General features: G+C 44.5%; 24 protein-coding genes. 12 read left to right on the top strand and 12 right to left on the bottom strand.

Features of this window, described 5'->3' with window-relative positions:
• Positions 1-7 precede the first annotated feature (7 nt).
• The 4 genes from AZI85_RS01565 to AZI85_RS01550 all read right to left on the bottom strand — a co-directional run bounded on the left by AZI85_RS01565 (position 8) and on the right by AZI85_RS01550 (position 4,356).
• Positions 8-1,552 carry an AbgT family transporter gene (locus tag AZI85_RS01565; protein WP_063242424.1) on the bottom strand — a complete coding sequence of 515 codons (1,545 nt, stop codon included), beginning with the start codon at positions 1,550-1,552 and terminating at the stop codon, positions 8-10.
• A 77-nt stretch (positions 1,553-1,629) separates the two neighbouring features.
• Positions 1,630-2,292, bottom strand: coding sequence for a dihydrofolate reductase family protein (locus AZI85_RS01560; RefSeq protein ID WP_063242423.1), 663 nt, complete (start codon positions 2,290-2,292; stop codon positions 1,630-1,632).
• Positions 2,293-2,385: 93 nt separating this feature from the next.
• The gene (locus tag AZI85_RS01555; protein ID WP_063242422.1) at positions 2,386-3,339 is read right to left on the bottom strand and encodes a bifunctional helix-turn-helix transcriptional regulator/GNAT family N-acetyltransferase; all 954 of its coding nucleotides are present in this window, start codon (positions 3,337-3,339) and stop codon (positions 2,386-2,388) included.
• 63 nt (positions 3,340-3,402) lie between these two features.
• Positions 3,403-4,356, bottom strand: a complete 954-nt coding sequence (locus tag AZI85_RS01550) for a MerR family transcriptional regulator (RefSeq protein WP_063242421.1) — start codon at positions 4,354-4,356, stop codon at positions 3,403-3,405.
• On the opposite strand from AZI85_RS01550, the gene AZI85_RS01545 reads away from it, so the two are divergent.
• Positions 4,326-4,805: a GyrI-like domain-containing protein gene (locus tag AZI85_RS01545; protein ID WP_063242420.1), complete on the top strand. Its 480-nt coding sequence runs from the start codon at positions 4,326-4,328 to the stop codon at positions 4,803-4,805. The two genes, AZI85_RS01550 and AZI85_RS01545, sit on opposite strands and share 31 nt — an antisense overlap.
• Positions 4,806-4,816: 11 nt before the next feature.
• Complete coding sequence (locus tag AZI85_RS01540) at positions 4,817-5,752, top strand: SDR family oxidoreductase (RefSeq protein ID WP_063242419.1); 936 nt, start codon at positions 4,817-4,819, stop codon at positions 5,750-5,752.
• 32 nt (positions 5,753-5,784) lie between these two features.
• Here AZI85_RS01540 and AZI85_RS01535 read toward each other — a convergent pair whose 3' ends face one another.
• The gene (locus AZI85_RS01535) at positions 5,785-6,147 is read right to left on the bottom strand and encodes a nuclear transport factor 2 family protein (protein WP_063242418.1); all 363 of its coding nucleotides are present in this window, start codon (positions 6,145-6,147) and stop codon (positions 5,785-5,787) included.
• A gap of 9 nt (positions 6,148-6,156) precedes the next feature.
• Positions 6,157-6,642 (bottom strand): CBS domain-containing protein, encoded by a 486-nt coding sequence (locus tag AZI85_RS01530; protein WP_063242417.1) that lies wholly within the window; start codon positions 6,640-6,642, stop codon positions 6,157-6,159.
• A 207-nt stretch (positions 6,643-6,849) separates the two neighbouring features.
• Between AZI85_RS01530 and AZI85_RS01525 the strand changes: the two genes are divergently transcribed.
• Positions 6,850-7,347, top strand: a complete 498-nt coding sequence (locus AZI85_RS01525; RefSeq protein ID WP_063242416.1) for an FBP domain-containing protein — start codon at positions 6,850-6,852, stop codon at positions 7,345-7,347.
• Here AZI85_RS01525 and AZI85_RS01520 read toward each other — a convergent pair.
• Positions 7,344-7,952, bottom strand: coding sequence for an HAD family hydrolase (locus AZI85_RS01520; RefSeq protein WP_063242415.1), 609 nt, complete (start codon positions 7,950-7,952; stop codon positions 7,344-7,346). The genes AZI85_RS01525 and AZI85_RS01520 overlap by 4 nt on opposite strands.
• Before the next feature lie 124 nt (positions 7,953-8,076).
• Between AZI85_RS01520 and AZI85_RS01515 the strand changes: the two genes are divergently transcribed.
• The 5 genes from AZI85_RS01515 (at position 8,077) to AZI85_RS01495 (ending at position 12,585) form a co-directional block, all read left to right on the top strand.
• Positions 8,077-8,595 (top strand): SRPBCC family protein, encoded by a 519-nt coding sequence (locus AZI85_RS01515; RefSeq protein ID WP_063242414.1) that lies wholly within the window; start codon positions 8,077-8,079, stop codon positions 8,593-8,595.
• A 14-nt stretch (positions 8,596-8,609) separates the two neighbouring features.
• Positions 8,610-9,974 carry an MBL fold metallo-hydrolase gene (locus tag AZI85_RS01510; RefSeq protein WP_063242413.1) on the top strand — a complete coding sequence of 455 codons (1,365 nt, stop codon included), beginning with the start codon at positions 8,610-8,612 and terminating at the stop codon, positions 9,972-9,974.
• Positions 9,975-10,073: 99 nt separating this feature from the next.
• The gene (locus tag AZI85_RS01505) at positions 10,074-11,306 is read left to right on the top strand and encodes an MFS transporter (protein WP_063242412.1); all 1,233 of its coding nucleotides are present in this window, start codon (positions 10,074-10,076) and stop codon (positions 11,304-11,306) included.
• Complete coding sequence (locus AZI85_RS01500; protein WP_063242411.1) at positions 11,293-11,874, top strand: DUF2239 family protein; 582 nt, start codon at positions 11,293-11,295, stop codon at positions 11,872-11,874. The genes AZI85_RS01505 and AZI85_RS01500 overlap by 14 nt, the downstream gene beginning before the upstream one ends.
• Before the next feature lie 108 nt (positions 11,875-11,982).
• Positions 11,983-12,585, top strand: coding sequence for a hypothetical protein (locus tag AZI85_RS01495; RefSeq protein WP_063242410.1), 603 nt, complete (start codon positions 11,983-11,985; stop codon positions 12,583-12,585).
• Here the strand turns inward: AZI85_RS01495 and AZI85_RS01490 are convergent.
• A complete protein-coding gene (locus AZI85_RS01490) occupies positions 12,582-13,499 on the bottom strand; it encodes a LysR family transcriptional regulator (RefSeq protein ID WP_063242409.1) in 918 nt (305 codons plus the stop codon). The genes AZI85_RS01495 and AZI85_RS01490 overlap by 4 nt on opposite strands.
• A 93-nt stretch (positions 13,500-13,592) precedes the next feature.
• Between AZI85_RS01490 and AZI85_RS01485 the strand changes: the two genes are divergently transcribed.
• Both AZI85_RS01485 and AZI85_RS01480 read left to right on the top strand, forming a co-directional pair.
• Positions 13,593-14,513 (top strand): NAD(P)/FAD-dependent oxidoreductase, encoded by a 921-nt coding sequence (locus AZI85_RS01485; RefSeq protein ID WP_063242408.1) that lies wholly within the window; start codon positions 13,593-13,595, stop codon positions 14,511-14,513.
• A 129-nt stretch (positions 14,514-14,642) separates the two neighbouring features.
• The gene (locus AZI85_RS01480) at positions 14,643-15,002 is read left to right on the top strand and encodes a DUF1428 domain-containing protein (RefSeq protein ID WP_063242407.1); all 360 of its coding nucleotides are present in this window, start codon (positions 14,643-14,645) and stop codon (positions 15,000-15,002) included.
• 23 nt (positions 15,003-15,025) lie between these two features.
• Here the strand turns inward: AZI85_RS01480 and AZI85_RS01475 are convergent, their stop codons facing one another.
• Together AZI85_RS01475 and AZI85_RS01470 are read right to left on the bottom strand one after the other, a co-directional pair.
• A complete protein-coding gene (locus tag AZI85_RS01475; protein ID WP_063242406.1) occupies positions 15,026-15,508 on the bottom strand; it encodes a BON domain-containing protein in 483 nt (160 codons plus the stop codon).
• 105 nt (positions 15,509-15,613) lie between these two features.
• Positions 15,614-17,158, bottom strand: a complete 1,545-nt coding sequence (locus AZI85_RS01470) for a methyl-accepting chemotaxis protein (protein ID WP_172795287.1) — start codon at positions 17,156-17,158, stop codon at positions 15,614-15,616.
• A gap of 249 nt (positions 17,159-17,407) precedes the next feature.
• Between AZI85_RS01470 and AZI85_RS01465 the strand changes: the two genes are divergently transcribed.
• Positions 17,408-17,953 carry a glutathione peroxidase gene (locus AZI85_RS01465; RefSeq protein ID WP_063242404.1) on the top strand — a complete coding sequence of 182 codons (546 nt, stop codon included), beginning with the start codon at positions 17,408-17,410 and terminating at the stop codon, positions 17,951-17,953.
• 161 nt (positions 17,954-18,114) lie between these two features.
• Positions 18,115-19,926, top strand: coding sequence for a methyl-accepting chemotaxis protein (locus AZI85_RS01460; protein WP_063242403.1), 1,812 nt, complete (start codon positions 18,115-18,117; stop codon positions 19,924-19,926).
• On the opposite strand, the gene AZI85_RS01455 is transcribed toward AZI85_RS01460, so the two are convergent.
• Positions 19,923-21,254, bottom strand: a complete 1,332-nt coding sequence (locus AZI85_RS01455; protein WP_063242402.1) for an erythromycin esterase family protein — start codon at positions 21,252-21,254, stop codon at positions 19,923-19,925. The two genes, AZI85_RS01460 and AZI85_RS01455, sit on opposite strands and share 4 nt — an antisense overlap.
• A 74-nt stretch (positions 21,255-21,328) precedes the next feature.
• Positions 21,329-21,685, bottom strand: coding sequence for a zinc ribbon domain-containing protein YjdM (locus AZI85_RS01450; RefSeq protein WP_063242401.1), 357 nt, complete (start codon positions 21,683-21,685; stop codon positions 21,329-21,331).
• Between the last annotated feature and the right edge of the window lie 2 nt (positions 21,686-21,687).

Below are 21,687 nucleotides of genomic sequence, written 5' to 3'. Positions count from 1 at the left end.
TTCATTCCTATTGACCTGGAATAATATATTTTAAATGAGCCCCAGGCCCGAGCGGTAAATCAAAGCCAATCCAAATAAAGAGCATGATCGACCAAGTGATTAAGAATGCGATAGAATACGGAATCATCAACGCGATCAACGTACCGACGCGGGCCTTAGGATCATACTTATTCGCAAATGCTAGAATCAAAGGGAAGTACGGCATCAGTGGTGAAATAATATTTACTACGGAATCTGCCACACGATAAGAAGCCTGTGTGAGCTCTGGTGACAAACCTAAAAGCATGAACATTGGAACAAACACGGGGGCCGTTAAGGCCCATTTCGCTGAAGCACTTCCGATAAAGATATCTAAGATGCAAATAAGAATAATAAACCCAATCATCAACGGAATCGCTGAAAGACCCATGGATTTTAGGAGTTCTGATCCGTTGACCGCTAAAATAAGTCCGACATTGGAAGCCGCAAACAACGCGATAAACTGAGACGCAAAAAACACCATGACAAGATAAGGCGCCATTGTCGCCATCGAATCTTGAAGGGCGTTCGTAATGTCGTTCTGGTTTTTAAATGTCTTCGCTCCAAAACCGTAAGCAAGGCCGGTTAAGATACCGAAGACAAAGATGATCGCGATGGTGCCCTTTAGGAACGGAGAATCCAATACGGAGCCATTCTCTGGATTTCTTAAAAATCCATTGGCTGGAACTGTTCCTAACAGCAAAGCGATCAATAAAATGGCAAAGACGATTCCTGCATACAAAAGACCGCGGCGCTCGTAGGCATTAAGGTCCGTGGGGCCTGCGCTCGGAGCGTCTCCTTGATAATTTCCCAGATAAGGAATGGTGATTTTCTTTCCGATGATGGTGCCGACCACAATGATTAACAACGAGGATGCCGACATGAAGTACCAGTTCACAACGGGAGTCACCACATAGTTCGGGTCCATCACGCGAGCTGCTTCTTGCGAAAGGCCTGCTAACAAGGGATCGATCGAGCTAATAATAAAGTTTGCGGCAAAGCCTCCGGAAACTCCGGCGAAACAAATCGCCAAACCTGCCAAAGGATGCATGCCTACGCTGTGAAACACCATTGCGGCTAGAGGGATTAAAAGAACATATCCGATATCACCTGCAGTGTGCGAAAGAATGCCTGCAAGCAAAATCGCTGGAATCAAAAGAGCTCGCGGAGATTTAGTCACAACCAGGCGAAGGATCGAGCTTAAAAGCCCGCTTTTTTCGGCTAAACTAAAACCAAGCATTGCCACCAAAACCGTTCCCAATGGCGCAAAGCCTGTGAAGTTTTTTACCATATCAGTAAGAATGATGTGCAATCCGCCCACGGATAGAAGATTGACTGGTTTGATGACGGCTTTAGTTACGGGATTTGTCGCCTCGACTCCCATAGAAGCGAGAATGGCCGAAACTATGACGACGAGGAACGCCAAAAGTAAAAACATCAAAGCGGGTTGTGGCAATGCATTCCCGGCTTTTTCAACTTTTAAAAGAATTCGATTCAACAGCTTATTGTCTGCGGCCTGAACATCTGTACTCATTCGTCCCCTCAGTAGTAAAAACTCTACTCACCAAGCAGACCACTGTTGAAAGTTAGGATCAAGAATAAAGAAGAATCTTACCACTGACCTTTTTTAATTTTGTCTCTTCGTTGAAGTTCAGCGGGGCTTGGCTCCGAAAGACCGAAATCACCTGTTGGAACTTTACCATCAGGTTCGTAAGTGGCAATGATGACACCTGTTGAAGAGATATCACTTTGCACCATCTTCATTCGTCCACCCGGAGTTCCCTCTCCAAAAAGGCGTTTTCCTTTTCCAAGAACCACGGGGAAGGTCATCACGAAAAGTCGATCAATTAAATTTTCTGCGAAAAGAGACGGGTAAAGTGTCGAGCTTCCTTGAATCAGCAGATCCGGTCCCTCGCTGCCCTTAATCTTTTTAAGATCCTCAATACTGGCAACGCGATGAGAATTCTTCCACTCTAAAGATTGGTTTCCATGAGTTAATACGTATTTCTGGCACTTCGTGAAAGAAGCTGCGATCGGATCAATTTCACCCAGGTATCCCCAGTGGGCAGCAAAAATATCATAGGTACGACGCCCCAGCAAAAGATCAAAGGGCTTGTCAAAGACCGCGCCCATAGCGGCGTTCATGCGTTCATCCCAAAATGTTGTGGACCACCCGCCGTATTTAAACCCACCCATAGGGTCTTCGTTAGGACCCCCAGGAGCTTGCATAACACCATCGAGAGATTGAAAAACGCCACCAATTATTTTACGCATAGAAGTCTCCGGTTGTGCCGTCAATTCTATTTCGGAAAATAGATGAGTCAAATTAAGAACGCCTGTTTTCGCGCAAGACAAACCAGGGGAAGCTTATTTTAATTTAAGCTCCATCTGAATATTGCATCTTTCATAGGGTGTTGGTGGACCTACTACTTTTTTAAATCCCAACTTTTCATAAAGCGAAATGGCAGGTTTTAAAATAGTGTTGCTTTCAAGAAAGAGTTTCTTTGCCTTCAGTTCTTTTGCTTTTTCAACAACGGCGTTTCCTAAGAGCCAACCAATATTTTTACCGCGGGCTTCAGGTGCGACGGCCATTTTGGCCAACTCATAAGGATAAGTAGGGTCATCACGTTTAATCAGGGCGCATACGCCGACGGGTTTATTGTTTAATAGAGCGACAAAAATAAAGCCACCGCGTTTCAAAATATAACCTTCAGGATCCCCTAAGGCGTCGCGATCGGCCTGCTCAATCTTAAAGTAAGTGCGGATCCATTCCTCGTTCAGCTCTAAAAAAGCAGAACGATACTTGCGAGAGTAAGGAACGATTTCGACTTTTGCGGATTCACGTTTCTTCTTTTGTTCCGCAACTCGAGCAAATAAGGATTTTTGTGCAAATAGGTACTCCCATTCTTCAAGGGCTTTCCAGAGATCATTTTTAGACTGAGCCGAAAGCTCTTCGACGGCGGCTTTGACATCAAGGTATTGCGCTTCAATCTTGCGAGCCATGTCTTGGCCACTTTTAGAAAGGCTTACCAGCGTGCGACGTTTATCCTGCCTGCTTGCTTTTTCTAGTATAAGTCGGGCCTTCATCATTTCTTTAACGATCTTGCTAACAGACGCATGAGAATGCCCGATTTCATCCGCAATGGACGTGATGGTTCGCTCTTCATCCTGAGAAAGAACGTAAAAGACCGGAAACCACTTCGGGTTCATATCAATGTCATAAAGGCTATAAATCTTTGTCGCATCATCGGCGATTTTTTCGCCAAAGAAGCGGACGCGGGTACCCAAGGCAACGCGGCCAAGCTGTTCAAATATCTTCATGGGACGAATATATGTAACTAGTTACGTAATTTGTAAACTAAAATAAGGAACCTTATAAATAATTTAAGGCGACTTGGACAGTTCGCGCAGGGCCCTTTCTAGATCCTGATAGCGATTCATGAAGACCACGTCTCTTTTAGTTAAACAGGAAAGCTTATCAATGTCCTCGTTCCTAAATCCTCCAAACCAAAAAGGCACAGAGGTGTCCACTTCGGCCGAAAGCTGATTAACAAATTCTTTATATCTCGATGTAGAAAGAGCCTCGTGAGGAGCAGAGCAACCGATTACAGCCACCGCAGCATTGACGTTCCTGATAGCGCGAGCAAGGGAAGTGGCTGGCATATTCGGGCCTAGGTACAAAACTTTATTTCCACGAAGGGCCGTAAGAATTGCAGAAATAAGAACACCGAATTCGTGATGTTCGCCTTCAGGGGTCGCAAGAATGATTGTTTTCGTTTCATTCTTATCGGGCAGTTGTTCAATAGAGTATAGAATTCCTGATAGCAGGTTTCGAATTACTGATGAAGCGGCGTGCTCATGATATACATCAAGCTCACCGTCGATGACTTTGCGGCCTATCTCTGCAAGGGTGGGACTGATGATTTCTACTAGAAGTGTACGCGTATCATTTTCTAATTGGGCCGTTTTTAAAAGAGCCGATAGTTTCGCAAGATCACATTCTGCCGTTGCGGCTATTAGACGCAGAACTGTTTGGGTCGTGGCGGAATTAGCAATGCTCTGTTTTATTAAAGCATTCAGTTTTGACAATTCCAGATGGGCGATCTCTCCGATAGAATGACCATTATCGGTTAGGAGCTTTAATATTTTAAGCTTCTCGATTTCGCGAAGAGCATAAACTCGCCGTCCGGTATCACTTCGGCTGGGAAGAGGAACCCCGTAGCGTCTTTCCCAGGCGCAAAGAGTAATCTCTGGACGCCATAAAGCATTCCATTGACAAGCAGGCCTAAGGTATCTTGAATGAAGATATGCAAGCACATGTTCAAAATATCGAGTCATTGAAACTTGTAGGCTATAAAGCTCTGCTGCGATCAAGTCCACAAGAAGCAAATAATATGGCAGCTATACCATCATTGTGGCAGAAGCTCATGCCATTGGCGCAAAGTCTTGCGGCTAGAAAAGATTTAAAGCGTTATGCGATCATCACGGGTGATCTGCCTGAAGGTAAAGAACAGATGGCTGAATACTATGCGTTGGTCGCTGTTGAAAGCTTCGAGAATATTCCTGAAGATCTACTGCGGTACGAAATCACTCACTCAAAACTTGTCAGATGCACCCATCAGGGGCCACCGCAAACTATCGGTGCTACCGCGGCAAAGTTGATATTCGAGTGGCTACCAACATCGGGTTATTCAATTTCGCAGAATGCGGAGCTTTTCATTTATCCCGAAGGCTATGACCGTAACAACCCTCAAAGTCATTTCGACTATCTTCTTTTTGTTAAATAAGGTGGGTCTTTATGAGCACAACAAAACCTCTCTTAAATAAAATTGCCGTCGTTGCTGGTGCAACGCGCGGAGCGGGTCGCGGTATTGCGACCGCTTTAGGCGAAGCCGGTGCCACCGTGATCTGTACCGGAAGAACTACGCGCAAAGATGGATCGGCACGTTCCGATTATAATAGACCTGAAACCATCGAAGAAACGGCGGAGCTTGTGACAAGCTTAGGTGGAAAAGGAATCGCCATTCCTACCGACCACTTGAATCAAGATGAAGTTAAAAATCTTGCGGATCGAATTTCTAAAGACTTTGGTGGTATTGATATTTTAGTCAATGATATCTGGGGCGGCGAAGCCATGGTGGGATCTCCAGAAACTTGGAATAAACCCATGTGGGAGCTCGATCTCAATCAAGGTCTTCGGATGTTGCGTTTGGCGGTGGATACGCACTTGATCACATCTTTTTTTCTATCGCCGCTTTTACGAAAGCCAGGTGGTCTTCTTGTAGAAATCACGGATGGAACTTTAGAATACAACTTAAAGAATTACCGCATCTCTGTATTTTATGATCTCGCTAAAGTTTCCATTAATCGCCTAGGGTTTTCTCAAGGACATGAGCTTAAACAATTTGGTGCAACGGCCATGACTGTATCACCGGGATGGCTCAGATCTGAAATGATGCTTGAGCACTTCGGTGTGACCGAGGCGAACTGGAAAGAAGCCAAAGCTCCTCCTGGATTTCTTTTGTCTGAGTCGCCAAGATTTGTTGGCAGATGCATAGCTGCAGTGGCCGCAGATTCAGAGCGCTCTCGCTGGAATCAGCTTTCAGTAAATTCAGGACAGCTTGCAAAGGAATATGGAGTTCGAGACATCAATGGGACACAGCCCGATGTTTGGTCGTATATGGATGCCGAAGAAAAAGGATTAAATCCCCAAGTTTCAGATTTTCTAAAATAACCGGAATCGCACTGTGCGACTCCGGTAAAAAATTAATGCAATGGATTTTCAGAATGGTAAGCGCAAACCCATTTGCCGTTTTCGCGGACCCACGTTGAAACATCGAGCATCTTCATGCCCTTCACTTCAATATTGTAGGTCAGTAAAGCGGCATCGTCGTTAAGCACAGTAAACTGGGGCTCATTAATTTCAATGTCTTTAAAGTGATCTGTTGAAGTCATCGAGCTCATCATTTGACGGTATTGCTCTTCGTCGATACTGCGAACACCATCAGGTCCTGTGACCGTACACGGAAATTTTGTTAAAGACACGGCCGCTTCGACATCCTTTGTCTTCATTGCATCCCAATACCGATTTTCTAAATTCAATATTTCTTCTTTATTCGGAGCATTCATAAAAACCTCCTAGTGTTTCTGCCATTCATTATCGTGCTGAGTTTCTCCAATCTGTGTCAGGTCGAACAGAGCACCTGTTAAAATTTCAATCATGTTCTTCGCCGTAGCGACACCGGTCAGGCGGCCCCGGCGATCTAAAAGAGGCAATCGAGTGACACCGGAACGTTTCATCAAGGATATCATCGTAAAAACGTCGTCTTCGGCTCGGGCCGATATCGGAGATCGCGACATCACCCGACTTACGCGCACGCGATCTGGATTTGCGCCGTCAGCGATACACATGGCAATATCTCGGTCTGTTAAAATACCCAATAAAGAACCATGTCCATCTTCGTGCATAACTAAGACATCGCCGATTTGATATTCCTTCATAAGTTCCGCAGCCTCTGTCAGTGAGGCCTCTGGAGCTATAGAGATAATTTCAGATTTTTCCCATTCCAAATGCGGGCGGTGAGTGCGTCGATCGGATTCTGGGGAAGTAAATTTTGCTTTCATAAAGTCATCCTTTCCCGATAGAGGGGACAGCTCTATTTTAAACCACCTCCTGGCAGACGGTGACGCCTTTGACACATCTTTGGTAAACGTCACTGGTATTAGAGAGTGATTTTGAGTCGCTCTCTGAAAACAAGCCCGACCTAGAAATTGAGTCTTTTGTTTTCGTAACATCTGGCCTAAAATCATTCTTAGAATGAGGTGACCTAGGTGCTATCGCAAATAAATAACTTTCAAAAAGAGCATGTCTTTTCTATTGCGTCTGAAGCAGAGCTGATTCAGTCCTTTCGTAATCGCGATCAAAAGAAACTTGTTCTACCTGAAAATTTGAAATTCCCGCTCAACGTGAGTTCTTACTTTACATGGAGAGAGCCTTCGGGCGTTTACACTTACCTCGTATTTAAAATGCCAAACTGGGATCTTCCACGTGGGGTCGCTTTTAAAAAAACCGCAGCTACGGGTGAACCTGTCGGAGGTCTTTGTAGCTGGTGTCACGCCTATGGTTCGTCAGAGGATATTGGAATGCTGACGGTGAATATGAGTTCCGATGTCAGTAGCTCTTACTACATCTGCCAAGATCTGCGCTGTATTGAAAAAATTGAAGATGCTTCAAACTTATCAGGAAAAAGCCCCGAAAAGAATATTGCGGAGCTTTATCATCGTATTTCCAAGTTATTTGAAAATATCAGTAGCTACAAACCAGATTAGTATTTAACGAGAACGAGTTTTTGGTATTCGTCCACTTTCAAACAATCCATCTGTGCATTGCGGGCCGCTTCGATTCCTAAATGGGCATCTTCAAAGACCAGGCAGTCAGAAGGTGCAATTCCTAGTTTTTCTGCGCCCAATAGGAAACAATCAGGAGCGGGTTTTCCGTTCTGATAATCTTCAGCACAAATTAACTGATCAAAGTATTTAGTGATTCCCAAGTGCTTTAAGGTTGTCTCAACGGGATGACGACGACTGCCGGTCACAATCGCCATCGGTAAGTTGCCGTGATAGTGTTTGATGACGTCCATCACTGCTTTGATCTCTTTGATTTCGCTAATCGCAGAAAAGTAATGCACTTCTTTTTCTTTCAGGAAGGCATCGGCAGGGATTTGCACTTTGTGCATTTCATTTAGCATCTCGACAATTTTTCTTGTTGGGCGACCGGCCCAAGCCTGGTGTTGCTCTTTACTTAAAGTCAGATTGTAAGAGGCTAGGCCAATATTCCAGGCTTTTAAGTGCGCACCCATGGTGTCAGCAACGGTGCCATCGAAATCAAATAAAAGAGCTTTGTGGTCGCGGTCAGGAAAGAACGTTTTTAACATAGAAGGCTATTTTGACATGGTCTTTCGCTGCTTCCTAGTCTGGATCACAGGATGACTCGTTTTTGCGCGTGACAGCTATGTAGAGTGTAGACAGACTTTGTGTTAGGAAAATGAGAGGAGTTTTATGAGAACAGCCATGTATTTCCTTATTGCTTTGGTCATTGTATTGCTGATCGCACCGGTGTTAATGCCTGCTCAATACCAGTTGGTAAGAAGTATCGAAATCAACGCACCCGTGAGCACCGTTTTTCCACGTTTGACGGACCTTAATGAGTTCGTGAAGTGGAATCCATTTAGCGAAAGCGATCCGACGTCAAAAACAGAAGTGGCTGGAACTGGTGTTGGTTCTACAATGACTTATTCAGGAGAAAAATCGGGCGAAGGCAAGATGACTATCGTCAATATCGTGCAAGATAAGTCGGTCGACGTGCGCATGGATTTTATCAAGCCTATGCCTGGGGAAGCGATGGCTCACTGGATTGTCGCCGCTTCAAGCGACAATGCAACTACGCTGACGTGGTCTTATGAGCAGAAACTTCCTTACTTTAAACGCTACCTTGGCATAATGATGGATTTTATGATGAGTCCCATCTTCGATAAAGGGCTTCAGAACTTTAAAAGCTTGGTTGAATCTGCAAAATAAAATATGATGCGCCCGTGTCTTTAAAAATCTCTCGAATTTTGCATGCAGGTTATATTTTTGAAACGGGCGCTGCTAAGATCGCGTTTGATCCTATCTTTGAAAACCCGTTCAGTCGCAATTGTCATGCTTTTCCGTCTGTTCAGTTCGACCTAAAAGAAATCAACGAGCTTCAACTTTCCGCGATTTTTATTTCTCATTATCACGACGACCACTGTTCGATGGAAAGCCTGAATCTCTTGGACAAAGAGACACCGCTTTATATGTTCTGTATTCATGAAGAGATGTTCACTTTGATTCGTGAGCTTGGCTTTAAAAATGTCTTTTCTTTAAAACTTAATCAGAGCGTGCGGATCGGTGACATCGAAGTCATACCTCGCCGAGCATTGGATCAAGATGTCGATTCTCTTTTTCAGATCAAACACCAAGGTTTAAATGTGCTCAATGTTGTGGATTCGTGGATCGACTATTCCACCTTGGATTTATTAAAAAGCGAAGGCCCATGGGATATGGTGCTTTGGCCTTTTCAAACGATGCGCGAACTGGATGTCATCGCACCTTCACGTGCTTTGGAAGCGTCACGCAGTCTTCCGCCCGAGTGGGTTCAGCAAATTAAAACTTTAAATCCTAAATACATCGTGCCGAGCTCTTGTCAGTTTCAACTTGAGCCTTGGTCTTGGTATAACAAAGCTTTCTTTCCCATCACATATAAGCAGTTTCAAAAAGAAATTTCTGAAGCTTTGCCACGCACAGAGGTTGTGCGTCTGAATCCAGGTGTGTCCGTTGAGATTAATACCGGTGGAATAAAACAGTCTCGTTCTTTAGCGTGGATAAAACCTTTGGGCGAACAAAACGTCGACTATGATTTTGATCCCGCGTTGATCCCCCCACCAACACAAGAAATTGCCAGAAAATTTCCCCCACTCTCTGAGGCAGAGAAATCGCGCGTGCTGGAATACTGCCAAAAAGAGCTTATCGAAAAATTTGAATCCATGGAGCCTCCTGAAGAGGATTATTTTTTTAAAACGCGTCGCTGGCGTTTAACTCTTTTTGATAACGACGGTAAGGCTTTCGAATTTAATTATTTACTTAAGGACTCTTCAGCAGAAATCCTTGAAGGATCTTCTAGTATCCCGATCGGTTGGACGACAGAAGTTCCTTTATTCAAACTGTATGCGGCCTTAGAATTGGGCGAAGCGCTGACATCTATGTATGTTCGTATCAATGACTTCCCGTTTTCCGAAAAAATCGAAGAAGAAATTCAATACGCCGATATCGTGGAAGATCCGCTTATTCGCTGTTTGTTTAACGGCGTGTTTGGCGCTTACCAGAAGGCCCAGCTTAAAGAAATTCAGCAGCGAAAAAGCGAACACCGCATTTAAAATTATCCCTAAGTTATTGAAAACAGGGATATTTGTTTAGTTTAATAATATTACCCGGATAATATTGCTTTTTTATTTTATCCGGGTATAATTAGTTTCATGGAAAAACGAATAGAGCCTTTTACGGGCTATCAAAAATTTGTCGTGGCGCTTTTGGCCTTTCTTCAATTCACAATCATTTTAGATTTTATGATTGTATCTCCGCTGGGAGCCGTGCTGATGCCCGCGCTTAAGATCACTCCCGCACAATTTGGAATCGTCGTCTCTGGCTACGCTTTCAGCGCCGGAGTCTCGGGATTTTTAGCGGCGGGTTTTGCAGACCGCTTTGATCGAAAAAAACTGCTCTTATTTTTTTATACCGGCTTCGTTTTAGGAACGCTGATGTGTGGGCTGGTGAATACTTTCGAATGGCTGGTCGCCGCTAGATTGATCACAGGTATCTTTGGTGGAGTGATTGGTTCGATCGTCTTTGCCATCATCACAGATTTATTTCCTATGGAAAAGCGCGGTCGTGTGATGGGATTTGTGCAAACAGCGTTTGCTGCCAGCCAGATTCTTGGCCTGCCCGCGGGACTCTACTTTTCAAATCTTTGGGGCTGGAAAGCTCCGTTCATCATGATCGTCGTTGTCAGTGTGATTGCAGGAATTGGCATTTTTGCTTATCTGAAACCCATTAATGAGCATTTGAAAATTCAAACGGATCGCAGTCCCGTAGCACACTTGGTATCGACGGTAGCCACACCGAAATATCTGATGGCCTTTGCCGCGACGGCCCTTCTTTCCATCGGGGGTTTTATGCTGATGCCTTTTGGTACGGCATTCACGGTGAATAATTTAGGAATTCACCAAGATCAGCTTCCGATGATTTATCTGATTTCGGGTTTTGCTTCGATCCTAATCGGTCCGATGGTGGGGAGAGCATGTGACATGTTCGGAAATTTCAAGGTGTTTTTATTTGGAACTATCATAGGGATTATTATGGTGGGAATTTACACTCACCTTGGTATCACCCCATTGGGCCTTGTGATTTTGGTCAATGTTTTGATGTTCGTGGGAATTTTCTCGCGCATGATTCCGTCACAAACTTTGATGTCAGGTATCCCTTCAGCATCTAATCGAGGGGCCTTCATGTCTGTCGGCTCGTCCATTCAGCAAGTTGCCGGTGGATTTGCATCTATCGTGGCTGGTCTTATCGTCGTCGAGGGACCTAGGGGAGTGTTAGAGCATTACGATGTCGTCGGTTACGTCGTGATTGCAAGCTCTCTTGTAACTTTATTTATGATGTGGCTTATCGCGAAGTCATTGAAAGGAGATGCTTATGCAGCAAAGTGATTTACAAACTTGCACAGCATTTAGCAGTTCACACAAAATCGCTAGCGGCGGTATTAAGGACGTCGCTTTAAAAGTGAAGGAGCATCTAGAGAATCACCCGCAAGCAGCGATTCTGATCTTTGATAATCAAACCAGTCAACAGGTGGAAGTCGATTTTCGAGGAACGATAGATGCGGTTTTAAAAAGACTTGAAAAATCAGGATTGTTAAAAGAAGAAGAACCTGCCAAAGGCGGTCCCGGTCGTCCTAAGCTGGGAGTCACCTCGAAAGAAGTGACTCTCTTACCCCAACACTGGGATTGGCTTGCAAAGCAACCCGGTGGAGCATCGGTGACGCTGCGAAGACTGGTCGACGAGGCGAAAAAGAAAAACGCCGCGAAGGATCTGATTCGTCAGGCGCAAGATGCGACTTATAAGTTTATGACGGTGATGGCCGGAGATCTTCCTGACTATGAGGAAGCATTGCGAGCTCTTTTTGCCAAAGATGCAGAGAAGTTTAAAAAGCTGATCGCGAAGTGGCCTAAGGATGTTCGTACTCATATTCAAATGTTGGCGAATCCTGCTTTATAAGAAAATAAAAGGGGTCTTTCTTAGACCCCTTGCTTTTATGGCGAACTTGTAACGGAAACTGCGTCCGAAAAATTTGGCTTTAAAATCAGCCTGTGCCATAACCCGGGCATGACAAACAAGATCAAAAATCCCTCTGCATTGGTAGAAGCCGCTTTAAAACTCGATAACTATCTTTCTGAGATTGTTCGCCTGGGAGCGAAGATCGATGAGATGGAGTTGAAATCTGATTTTGATTTCGAGCAGGTTCAGCGCTTGATGAATCGTTTTACAGAATGTGGCCTCGGTGTTTCTGATGAAGTAGTTCGACTTTCGACTTCATTAAATGAAGCGCGCGCCGAAGCTGAAAAAGCAGCCGCCTTGGTCGCCGCAAAAGCTGAGCAATTAGAAGCTCGTCAAAATCAGCACCAACAAAAGATGGAACAATTTCGTGCTTTAGGTGAAAAAGTTCGTGAATTGACGCTGTCATTGAATGACTTGAAACGCCCTGAGGGCGAACAGATTTCAGATGAAGAGCAAAGCAAAGTGGCAATGCGTTTAGCGGCATTTCAATTGCAACTAGAACCGCTTATTGATGAAGCCAGAAATTTGAAAAAAGAAGCACAAGTATCTAGATTGAAAACACTAGAACAGGGTGCCGATTCATTAGAGCAAAGCCTGACAGCAATCGGTCGTCGTATTCATGCTTTCAACTCTGAATTCACGTCTCACTAAAGTCTCATCACATCCATAAGACATTCCGGCTTTCCGTTAGAAAGAGCATGATTTTCAACGACGAAGCTAAGGAATGTCTTTAAGGATGCATTTGTATTTTCATTTTCCCAAAAAACGCTGACCGGCAAATAAAGTTTTTTAATCGGTACGAAACGAGTTTCTGTCGGTGCGAAATTTTGAGTCGCGGCGATAGTCAAAGAAACTCCTTTTCCCGTGGCTACAAGAAGAGGACAGCTTTCGTGATCCTTTTTTACGTAGGTCAGAGGCTTTATGCCCGCCTGAACAAATAAGTACGAAATCGTCTCGTAGAAATCCTTATTGTCTTTCTTCGGATGAAGAATGATGGTTTCATCTTTCAGCTCTTTAAATTCAATTTCTTTTCGTCGGCTCAGCGGATGATTTTTCGGAAGCAAAACCCCTAAATTCTCGTCTTGGACTGGGTGGAACTGAAAATTTTCTTCTTTGAGGCTGCCTTCCAAAAATCCCGCGTCAAATCGGCCGCTTTTTAGACCTTTAACAATGGCGGAACGGGTTTCTTGTTGAAGCTCAATTTTAATTTTGGGGAATCTATCCTGAAACTCACGGATAATTTTAGGGAGGTTTGCCAAAAAACCAGTGGAGGAAAAGGCGATGCTGATCTTTCCGGCCTTCATCTTACCTAAAGCCCTGATTTCGGATTCTAGTCCTTGCGCCCGATTCAGGATTTCTTTTCCTTCTTTAAGCAAGAAGACACCCGCACCCGTGAGCTTGACGTGCCGAGTGGTTCTTTCAAAAAGAGATGTCCCCAGTTCCTCTTCCAACGAGGCAATAAGGCGAGTTAGAGGAGGTTGGGACATCCCCAGAATTTCCGCACTTTTACGAAAGTTCAGTTCTTCGGCCACAACGACAAAGGCTTTGAGTTTAGATAGATCCATAACTATTGATACCAAAAAAGTATCAATAATTCAATCGTATTAGCAATTATCGTTTCACCCTGATTCTATTACAATGAAGGGTACGGAGGTCGCATGAATAAAACTCTAGAGGTACTTATTATAGGTGGTGGTCCTGCGGGCTTAAGTGCCGCAATGTCTTTAGGACGTATCGGTAGAACGGCTTTGGTGTGTGACGATGCTCGACCTCGCAATGAAGCTTCCGAACATCTGAACAACTTTCCGACTCAAGACGGAGTTCATCCAGCGGCCTGGAGAAAAGAAGCGCGTCAGGATCTTGAAAAATATAGCACGATTCAGTTCTTTTCCGGTTCCGTCATTTCGGTTGAAAAAAACTCAAGTCATTTTCGCGCTCGTTTTTCTTCTGGAGAAGTGAAGGACTTCAGAAAAGTGATTCTTGCATACGGTATTCAGGACCGTTTGCCCCCTATTCCCGGCATAAAAGAGTTGTGGGGAAAATCCGTCTTTCATTGTCCCTATTGCCATGGCTTTGAAGTAAGAAATCAAAAGCTAGGAATCATCGGTAACGGCAAATTTCTTGCGCACGGTATTCCCATGTTTTCCGCGTTGTCTAAAGATGTGGCTGTGTTTACAAACGGCCCCGCCGATTTTTCAGAAGATTTAAAAATGTTGATGAAGAAAAATAATATTGAAATCGTTGAAAAGCGGATCGAGAGATTGCTTTTTGAGGGAATGAACCTTCGAGGCATCCGGTTTGAAGATGGTTCTATAAATGAACGAGAAGCTTTGTTTGCAACTCCGCTTCTTCCGTTTCAAATGAAATCGGATATTGGTCAAAATCTAGGATGCGAAAAAAATGAAATGGGACTTTATCAAGTTAACGAAATGAAACAAACATCCGTCCTTGGTGTTTTTGCGGCCGGAGACAATATGACGATGATGCAATCCGTGCTGCAAGCAGCGGCAAGTGGTTCCATGGCTGGTGCGGCTGCGGTATTTGAACTTGTAAACGAAGATTTTTCTAGGGCGGACTAGAGCCATTAATTTACATATTTGAAAAAAGCAAAAAATTGCCTGAAAAATGTATGAGTTCTTTATTTTCTTGGCTTTTGAGCCTAGAAAATTGATCATGCACTAAACTAAATCTCGTAAAGGAGTTCATCAATGGCTTATGTCGACGGCTTTGTAATTGCGATAAAAAAATCGAAACTTAAAAAGTATCAACAGGTGTCTAAAAAGGCCTCTAAAGTGTGGATGAAGTACGGAGCATTGGAATACATTGAAACAGTGGGCGACGACTTGAACGTGAAAGGAGTCATGCCTTTTACAAAACTTGCGAAGACGAAGCCGGGCGAAACAGTTGTGTTCTCATGGATAGTTTATAAATCCAAAGCGCATCGTAATGCCGTTAACAAAAAGGTCATGGCGGATCCTTTTATGACGAACTTCGATCCCAAAGACAGCCCTTTTGAAATGAGCAAGATGGCTTATGGCGGATTTAAGACGATAGTTTTAGCTAAATAAAGAAAAGGGGAGAACATCCCCTTTTAACTTAAGCTGCGTGCAATACGTCGGCGATCACGATCTCTTTGAGGGACGTCTAGATAGTTCTCGACGTCTTCAACCCCTGGAAGCCCATCAATAATTTCTTGAGCGAGTTGGCGAACCCGGCGAGTTTCTACAGTGCCATCTAAAAATACAATGCCTTCACGCACTGAAACTTCAATCTCGCTGGCATCAATGTCAGGATGTCGAGACAAAACTTCACAGACATCTTCATAGATGCGTTCGTCAGTACGGCGGTAGTTTTTCGGTCCCACTCCTGAATAGTCGCGGTCGCGGCGGGCAAGATCTCGATTGCTCTCTCCTGGAACGTAACGGACGTTCGGATTCATGGAACGATCCCACTCATAAGATTCAGCATCTGAATAGCTGTAACCTGAAGACGGGTTGTGAACGGCGTTGGTTCTTAAACCATAGTCGACGCTATCAGATGTGATATGGCGAAATCGTGGATTTGTATCTCTCATGAAAAAGCCTCCCTGCTCTGTAAATTCTGAAATAAGAACTTGAATTTACAGAGCGAAAAGCGGAGGCTGCGAAAAACTACACGTTGCTGTTAATTCCCAAGAGACCTAGCCGGCGGAATTTAACGGAAGCAAATCTTCACTGTGTGAAATCGAGGGTCTAGTGGATGTCATTTTCACGGACGCTCTCGCCGGTGACTTGCTGGCAGGCACTATTTCAGGGTCTTCGGATTTGCCCTTAACAACTTGGACAAGTGTGGAAATCACATTCTTCAAACTATCGGCCTGTGCAGAAAGTTCTTCGGCGGATGCCGCGGCCTCCTCGGAAGATGCCGCATTCACTTGTGTCACTTGATCTAGTTGATTCATGGCTTTACTGATTTGGGCGATGCCGTTGGATTGTTCAGTGCTAGCCGCCGAAATTTCTTCATTCAGTTGCGCTACTTTCGTCACTGCTCCCAAAATTTCTGTTAAAACAGCACTGCTTTTTTCTACTTGTTCGCTACCGTATTCAATACGCCCGACACTGGACTTGATGAGTTCTGCAATGTCTTTTGCCGCAATGGAGCTGCGTTGGGCTAGAGTGCGAACCGCTTCGGCGACCACCGCAAAACCTTTTCCTTGTTCCCCCGCACGCGCGGCTTCGACGGCTGCGTTCAATGCCAAAAGATTTGTTTGGAAAGCGATATCATCAATCACGTTTATGATGTCCGAAATTTTCTTTGAGTCTTGTGAAATCTCTCCCATCGAAGAAATTAATGAAGTCATTTCCTTTTCGCCGCGAGCGACGATTTCACTGGCTTGTCCTGAAAGTTTCGAAGCTTGTCCGGCGTTTTCCGCGTTGACCTTCACCATGGAAGAAAGTTCTTCAATGGTGGCCACCGTTTCTTCCAATGACGAAGCTTGTTCAGTGGTCGCCTCGGACAACTCAACAGAGGCAGAGGCAATTTGTTGGGAAGCGGCCGAGACATGATTCGAAGATGCCGAAAGATTTTCGATGATTTGGTTGATGGACTTCGAAAGTGATCGCAAGATCAGTCCACCGATAGAGAGGCCTAATAAAATCGTCACGATGCTGGCAGTGATCATCAGCGTTTTGGCTGCTTCATAATCTTTCTCTGCCTGAAGAGCATCATTAGACATGCGCTCTTCATTTCTTTGCACATTGCCGTTAATAATGGCTTCACTTGTTTGGCGAATCTCGTGCCCGACGGATTGACTTTGATATAAAGCTTTACCTTTATCGCCCGATGCGACAAAGGCTTTCACCTCCTGAGTATTTTTCCACCATTCTTGATAAGCGGCCTTAAACTTGGTGGCTTCTTCTTTACCTACTTCGGTAGATACCGAATAAAGCGCGTCTACGCGTTTAAGAATTTCATCGTGGCGTGTTTCCATCAGCGCATCGATTTTTTTCATCTTCTCTGGATCGCTTTCAAGGATGTAGTTTTTTTCGTTCATCAACTGCAAATAGAAAATAGAACGAATGTCCTTAACAATAGAGACTCGCGCTGACTTCTCTTCCACGATAGAGTGAAGAGCGTCATTGATTTTTCCCATACGGCTCAGGCCTATAGCGGCAATGACAATTGATCCTGCAATCAGGATGCCCATTACAAAGTATATTTTAAAACTAAGACTTCTGTTTTTCATTTCCCCATCTCCGTGGAGTTGTTGCCACTGTTGGTGCTGTGGCGGAAGTGGGCAATTTTTCGGGAAGAATTTCAGAATGCTGCAAACAAAAAAAATTAACTTCATGGAATGCACCCTCGGTGGATGCTGCGTTTAAAAATAGATTCTGATTTGCACCTTTAAGATCAGAGTGAGAGTCTAATCGCGGTAATGAATCCTGTCGAAGGTCGGCAAGAATCTGAACCGCAGTCAGTTACGAAGGAGTTCGCTATGAGTACTGGTTTTTATGCTTTCACAATGAAAAACATCCGCGGTGAAAGCACACCTTTGGAAAACTTCAAAGGCAAAGTGGCATTGGTGGTGAATGTGGCATCAGAATGCGGACTGACGCCGCAGTACGAAGGCTTGGAAAAGATTTATGAAAAGTACCAGGAAAAGGGATTTACGATTCTTGGATTTCCCGCAAATGAGTTCGGCGCGCAAGAGCCCGGCAGCAACGCTGAAATTCAAAGCTTCTGCCAAAGCAAGTTTGGTATTAAGTTTCCAATGTTTGAAAAAATCGTGGTGAAAGGCGAGGACCAGCACCCCCTTTACCGCTTCCTTATTGAAAAGAAGCCGACGGCCACTTTGAAAGACGGTGTTAACTTTGAGCAACAGCTCAAAGAGTACGGCATCGTGCGCGAAAAGAAAGAAGACATCCTTTGGAATTTCGAAAAATTCCTTATCAATCGTGAAGGCGAAGTGATTGCTCGATTCTCTCCGGATATTACTCCAGAGGATCCCATTATTATTAAGGCTCTTGAAGCCGCTCTATAGGTGTTTCAGCGGCGCTGATTCAGACAGGGTCTGGAATCGGCGCCCAGTTCGCGCGAACACACTGGCCCTAAGACCTTTGCGCCTGTTCCTTCGTTGACGGCCTACTTTGTTTATTTCCACAATAAAAACATGAGTCTGTGCTCATAGATAGGTACGTTCTTGTGGAAAAGATTCCTTTAAAGTGGCGCTTAATAATTAATATTTTTATTTTCACACTTCCCATCGTTGTCTTAACGGTTCTGATGTACAGATCGGAAAGTGTGAACGTTGACTTCTCACTAAAAGAGTATGAAGGAAATGAGCTTCAGAAATCTTATGAGACTTTGTGGCAAGAGCTCGTGCATCTTCAATTAGGTACGGAAAATAAATCTTCCGAAGAAGCTCTGCAGAAGTTAGAAAGCCAATATCACATTCGCAAAGACCTATTGCAGTTTTCAGATGCTGAATTGGCAAAAAGGAAACGCGAGAACGCAAGCCTGCAAGCGCTCTCTTCTTTGATCAAAGAGAAGAAATGGAATGAAGCCATTTCATCGGTAAAAACAGCGATCACACACTTAGGCGATACTTCTAATTTAATTCTGGATCCGGATCTAGACAGTTACTACATGATGGACATTTCGCTTTTGGCTTTGCCGCAAATGCAAGATCGTCTTGCGAATATCATGGGAAACCTGGACGCGCTTTATGTCAACGGAAGTGATGTTGATCGTCGTATTCAGGCGGCGCTTTATGCCACTCAATTAGAAGAGTCCGATTTAAACCGCATCATTGCTGACAGCCAGACGGCGATCAACGAAGACCCGAACTTCTATGGGATTTCTTCGTCTTTGCAGGAAAGGATACCGGCTGAAGTATCTTTATTGTCCGGCACTGTGAAAGAAGTGATTAATAAATTAAGAGCGCTCTCGCGCGGTGAAAGCGTTGAAAGAGCAGCTCTATTTCAAAGCAGCATGAAGGCCCTCGATCAAAGCTTCGCATCCTGGTCCGTAGCAAATGCCGAATTGGAAGTACTTTTGAAAGTCAGAATCCAGACACTGCAAGACGGTCGGGCGAAATCTTTGATTTATTCTGGTCTAGCACTGTTAGTGACGATTCTGATTTCCATTTATATTGGAAACACGATCGGGCAAAGTCTGACGTCGATTTTAAAATCTATCACGCGATTGAAGCAATCCGCAGATACGTCCCAAGAAGTAAGTGCCGTCTTGCAAAATGCTTCTCAAAGTGTTCATCAGAAGGTGACGGAGCAAGCGGCCGCCATAGAGGAAACCGCGGCATCCATAGAAGAAATCAATGGCATGTTAAAGGTGAGCACGGAAAGTTCGCAACAAGCCGCCGCTGTCGCTACTAATGCAAACGCCTCGGCGGTGAATGGCCAGGCCGAAATTCTAGCAGTTCTGAATTCGATGAAAGATATCGCGTTGAGTTCTAAAAAAATCGTCGAAACAATCACAGTGATCGATGATATCGCGTTTCAAACTAATCTTTTGGCTTTGAATGCCTCTGTGGAAGCGGCTCGGGCAGGGGAACAAGGAAAAGGTTTTGCCGTTGTCGCCGACGCCGTTCGCAGTTTGGCGCAAAAAAGTGCTACTTCGGCGAAAGAGATCAATACTTTATTAAAAGAAAACGTCACTCTGGTCGATTCAAGTCAAGCCCGTGCTGATCAGGCCGCCAAGCTTCTTCATGATATTGTTTCGTCCGTCCAAAGGGTGACGGTTTTAAATACCGAGATCGCAGGAGCCACGAAAGAACAGGCCGTCGGTTTGATTCATATTTCCAAGCTTATTAACGATTTTGAAAAAGCTACGAATGAAAACAAGGACAGCATGAAGGAAGTGTCCGAAGCATCGGATGAGGTCTTTGCGCAAGTTCATCTTTTAAATGAAATCATCACGCAGTTGGAAATGGACGTTCGAGGTCGCTCGACTTCGCACTCAAGCTTGGCTTCGTCTCAAGAATTAGCCGAAGCCTAAGTGCCCCGTGGCCACGTCTCTGGAATTTCATCCTTCTTAAAGTCTTGTTTAAGAGGGGTGAGAGCGGTCGTTTTATCTATGAATATGAAAGCATCATAACGTTTTGAAAGAGATGAAGGCACGTAGTTGCCGAAGCGCTCATGGGCGGGGTCATACACGACTCCGATGGCTCTGTGTCCATAGGTTTCGGCCAAAACCTCGCTGTTGTTAAGCCAAATATAAAACGAATCCTGGCGCAAATGTTTTGAGGCTTCGTGAAAATAGGCTTCATAACTTTTTTCTCTTCCTGGCGGAACTTGCATCACCTGGATCGGACCATCCCATGCATGTGAAGCGATGACTTCACCTTGATAGGTGCCGAATCCGACAAGGGTCACTTGATCCGCGCCCCATTGTTCTCGTGCTAGGCCTCCGATATTCACCTGTCCCTCTGTCAGCATTGGAGTGGCGCGATAGTCACCAATATGTGTGTTGTGTGCCCAGACAATGGCTTTGGAGTTTTCACCGTGTCGATTTAAAAGAATATCCAAGGTTTCTATCATGTGGCGATCGCGCACGTTCCAAGAATCCTCATCCCCTTGAATCATCGCGCGATAATATTTTTCGGCATTCTTAACAATGCGTGCGTTTTGTCGAGCGTCGAAATATTTTTCAGAATGACGGGTCATTTTTTCCAGACGCACGTTCAGAAGATCGGTCAAAGCTTTTAAAACCTGTTTTTCGCAACCCTCAGGAAACTGCACAAGAGATCTTGCGTAAGTTCTTTCATCCCTTTGAAAAGGATCAAAACAGGCGTATTGCGATTGGATGTGATTTGCAAGATCCGGATCAATGCTGGTCAGCTGTTTTATAATTTCATCGATAGATTCAAACAGAGAATACACATCCAGACCAAAAAAACCGACTTTCTGTCGTTCTTTTTTATTAAAGTCTTTCAGCCAGTGGGAAAGACGAACGATTTCGGTGTTAGCCCACATCCAAGTAGGCCATCGTTGAAAACTTCTAAGGGCGTCTTCAGGCGCTTTGGCGCGAGTGCCTCCATGGATGTAGCGATTCAATTCCGCACTAGGCGGCCAATCACCTTCCACTGCAATAAATGAAAAACCGTGGCGTTGAATAAGTTCCTGAGAAATAATTCTCCGCCATTTATAGAACTCCTCCGTGCCGTGACTAGATTCGCCGAGCATAACGATTTTTTTGTCGGCAATGTTCTGAATGAGTTCTTGTAAGTCCTGATTCTCTTTTAATGGAATAGCGTTCTTTTCAATCTCTTGAAGAATGCGGGAAGAGCCGTAAAATGAGGAGGTATTTTGTGACGGGTGATTCATGGCCCGATATCATCATAGAAAATATCGAGCCGTGAAAATAAATTCTGAATTTTCGTGAAGAAGCAAAAAAGACCTTAAGCCTTTTTTACGAATTCGGACTTTAAATTGATCGCGCCAATGCCATCAATCTTACAGGCGATATTATGTCCATCGGCACTGTCAACAAGACGTATATTTTTGGCTTTCGAACCGACTTTAACCACCAACGAAGACCCCTTCACTTTTAAGTCTTTGATGACCGTAATAGAGTCACCATCGCTAAGGACGTTGCCATTCGCGTCGCGAATGCTTGTGTCTTCCACTTTTTCGCCGGTGGACTCTGCAGCAGCAAAAGAGCTCCATTCGTGCCCGCATTCAGGGCAAATCCATAAATTTCCGTCGGCATAAATATTTTCTGAGTTGCATTGGGGACAGTGAGTTTGATTTTCCATTC

The organism is Bdellovibrio bacteriovorus, assembly GCF_001592755.1.
Classification (GTDB): Bacteria; Bdellovibrionota; Bdellovibrionia; order Bdellovibrionales; family Bdellovibrionaceae; genus Bdellovibrio; species Bdellovibrio bacteriovorus_E.
Note: the sequence above shows the minus strand (reverse complement) of the source record. Positions and strands in the feature narration are given on the sequence as shown.

What these genes read in the sequence shown, in the direction of transcription:
- AZI85_RS01560 (WP_063242423.1), bottom strand. Translation starts at nt 2,292, where the DNA reads ATGCGTAAAATAATTGGTGGCGTTTTTCAATCTCTCGATGGTGTTATG.
- AZI85_RS01535 (WP_063242418.1), bottom strand. Translation starts at nt 6,147, where the DNA reads ATGAATGCTCCGAATAAAGAAGAAATATTGAATTTAGAAAATCGGTAT.
- AZI85_RS01505 (WP_063242412.1), top strand. Translation starts at nt 10,074, where the DNA reads ATGGAAAAACGAATAGAGCCTTTTACGGGCTATCAAAAATTTGTCGTG.
- AZI85_RS01555 (WP_063242422.1), bottom strand. Translation starts at nt 3,339, where the DNA reads ATGAAGATATTTGAACAGCTTGGCCGCGTTGCCTTGGGTACCCGCGTC.
- AZI85_RS01565 (WP_063242424.1), bottom strand. Translation starts at nt 1,552, where the DNA reads ATGAGTACAGATGTTCAGGCCGCAGACAATAAGCTGTTGAATCGAATT.
- AZI85_RS01475 (WP_063242406.1), bottom strand. Translation starts at nt 15,508, where the DNA reads ATGAGAGATACAAATCCACGATTTCGCCATATCACATCTGATAGCGTC.
- AZI85_RS01470 (WP_172795287.1), bottom strand. Translation starts at nt 17,158, where the DNA reads ATGAAAAACAGAAGTCTTAGTTTTAAAATATACTTTGTAATGGGCATC.
- AZI85_RS01515 (WP_063242414.1), top strand. Translation starts at nt 8,077, where the DNA reads ATGAGAACAGCCATGTATTTCCTTATTGCTTTGGTCATTGTATTGCTG.
- AZI85_RS01520 (WP_063242415.1), bottom strand. Translation starts at nt 7,952, where the DNA reads ATGTTAAAAACGTTCTTTCCTGACCGCGACCACAAAGCTCTTTTATTT.
- AZI85_RS01465 (WP_063242404.1), top strand. Translation starts at nt 17,408, where the DNA reads ATGAGTACTGGTTTTTATGCTTTCACAATGAAAAACATCCGCGGTGAA.
- AZI85_RS01490 (WP_063242409.1), bottom strand. Translation starts at nt 13,499, where the DNA reads ATGGATCTATCTAAACTCAAAGCCTTTGTCGTTGTGGCCGAAGAACTG.
- AZI85_RS01550 (WP_063242421.1), bottom strand. Translation starts at nt 4,356, where the DNA reads ATGACTCGATATTTTGAACATGTGCTTGCATATCTTCATTCAAGATAC.
- AZI85_RS01495 (WP_063242410.1), top strand. Translation starts at nt 11,983, where the DNA reads ATGACAAACAAGATCAAAAATCCCTCTGCATTGGTAGAAGCCGCTTTA.
- AZI85_RS01450 (WP_063242401.1), bottom strand. Translation starts at nt 21,685, where the DNA reads ATGGAAAATCAAACTCACTGTCCCCAATGCAACTCAGAAAATATTTAT.
- AZI85_RS01540 (WP_063242419.1), top strand. Translation starts at nt 4,817, where the DNA reads ATGAGCACAACAAAACCTCTCTTAAATAAAATTGCCGTCGTTGCTGGT.
- AZI85_RS01455 (WP_063242402.1), bottom strand. Translation starts at nt 21,254, where the DNA reads ATGAATCACCCGTCACAAAATACCTCCTCATTTTACGGCTCTTCCCGC.
- AZI85_RS01530 (WP_063242417.1), bottom strand. Translation starts at nt 6,642, where the DNA reads ATGAAAGCAAAATTTACTTCCCCAGAATCCGATCGACGCACTCACCGC.
- AZI85_RS01485 (WP_063242408.1), top strand. Translation starts at nt 13,593, where the DNA reads ATGAATAAAACTCTAGAGGTACTTATTATAGGTGGTGGTCCTGCGGGC.
- AZI85_RS01545 (WP_063242420.1), top strand. Translation starts at nt 4,326, where the DNA reads ATGCAAGCACATGTTCAAAATATCGAGTCATTGAAACTTGTAGGCTAT.
- AZI85_RS01480 (WP_063242407.1), top strand. Translation starts at nt 14,643, where the DNA reads ATGGCTTATGTCGACGGCTTTGTAATTGCGATAAAAAAATCGAAACTT.
- AZI85_RS01500 (WP_063242411.1), top strand. Translation starts at nt 11,293, where the DNA reads ATGCAGCAAAGTGATTTACAAACTTGCACAGCATTTAGCAGTTCACAC.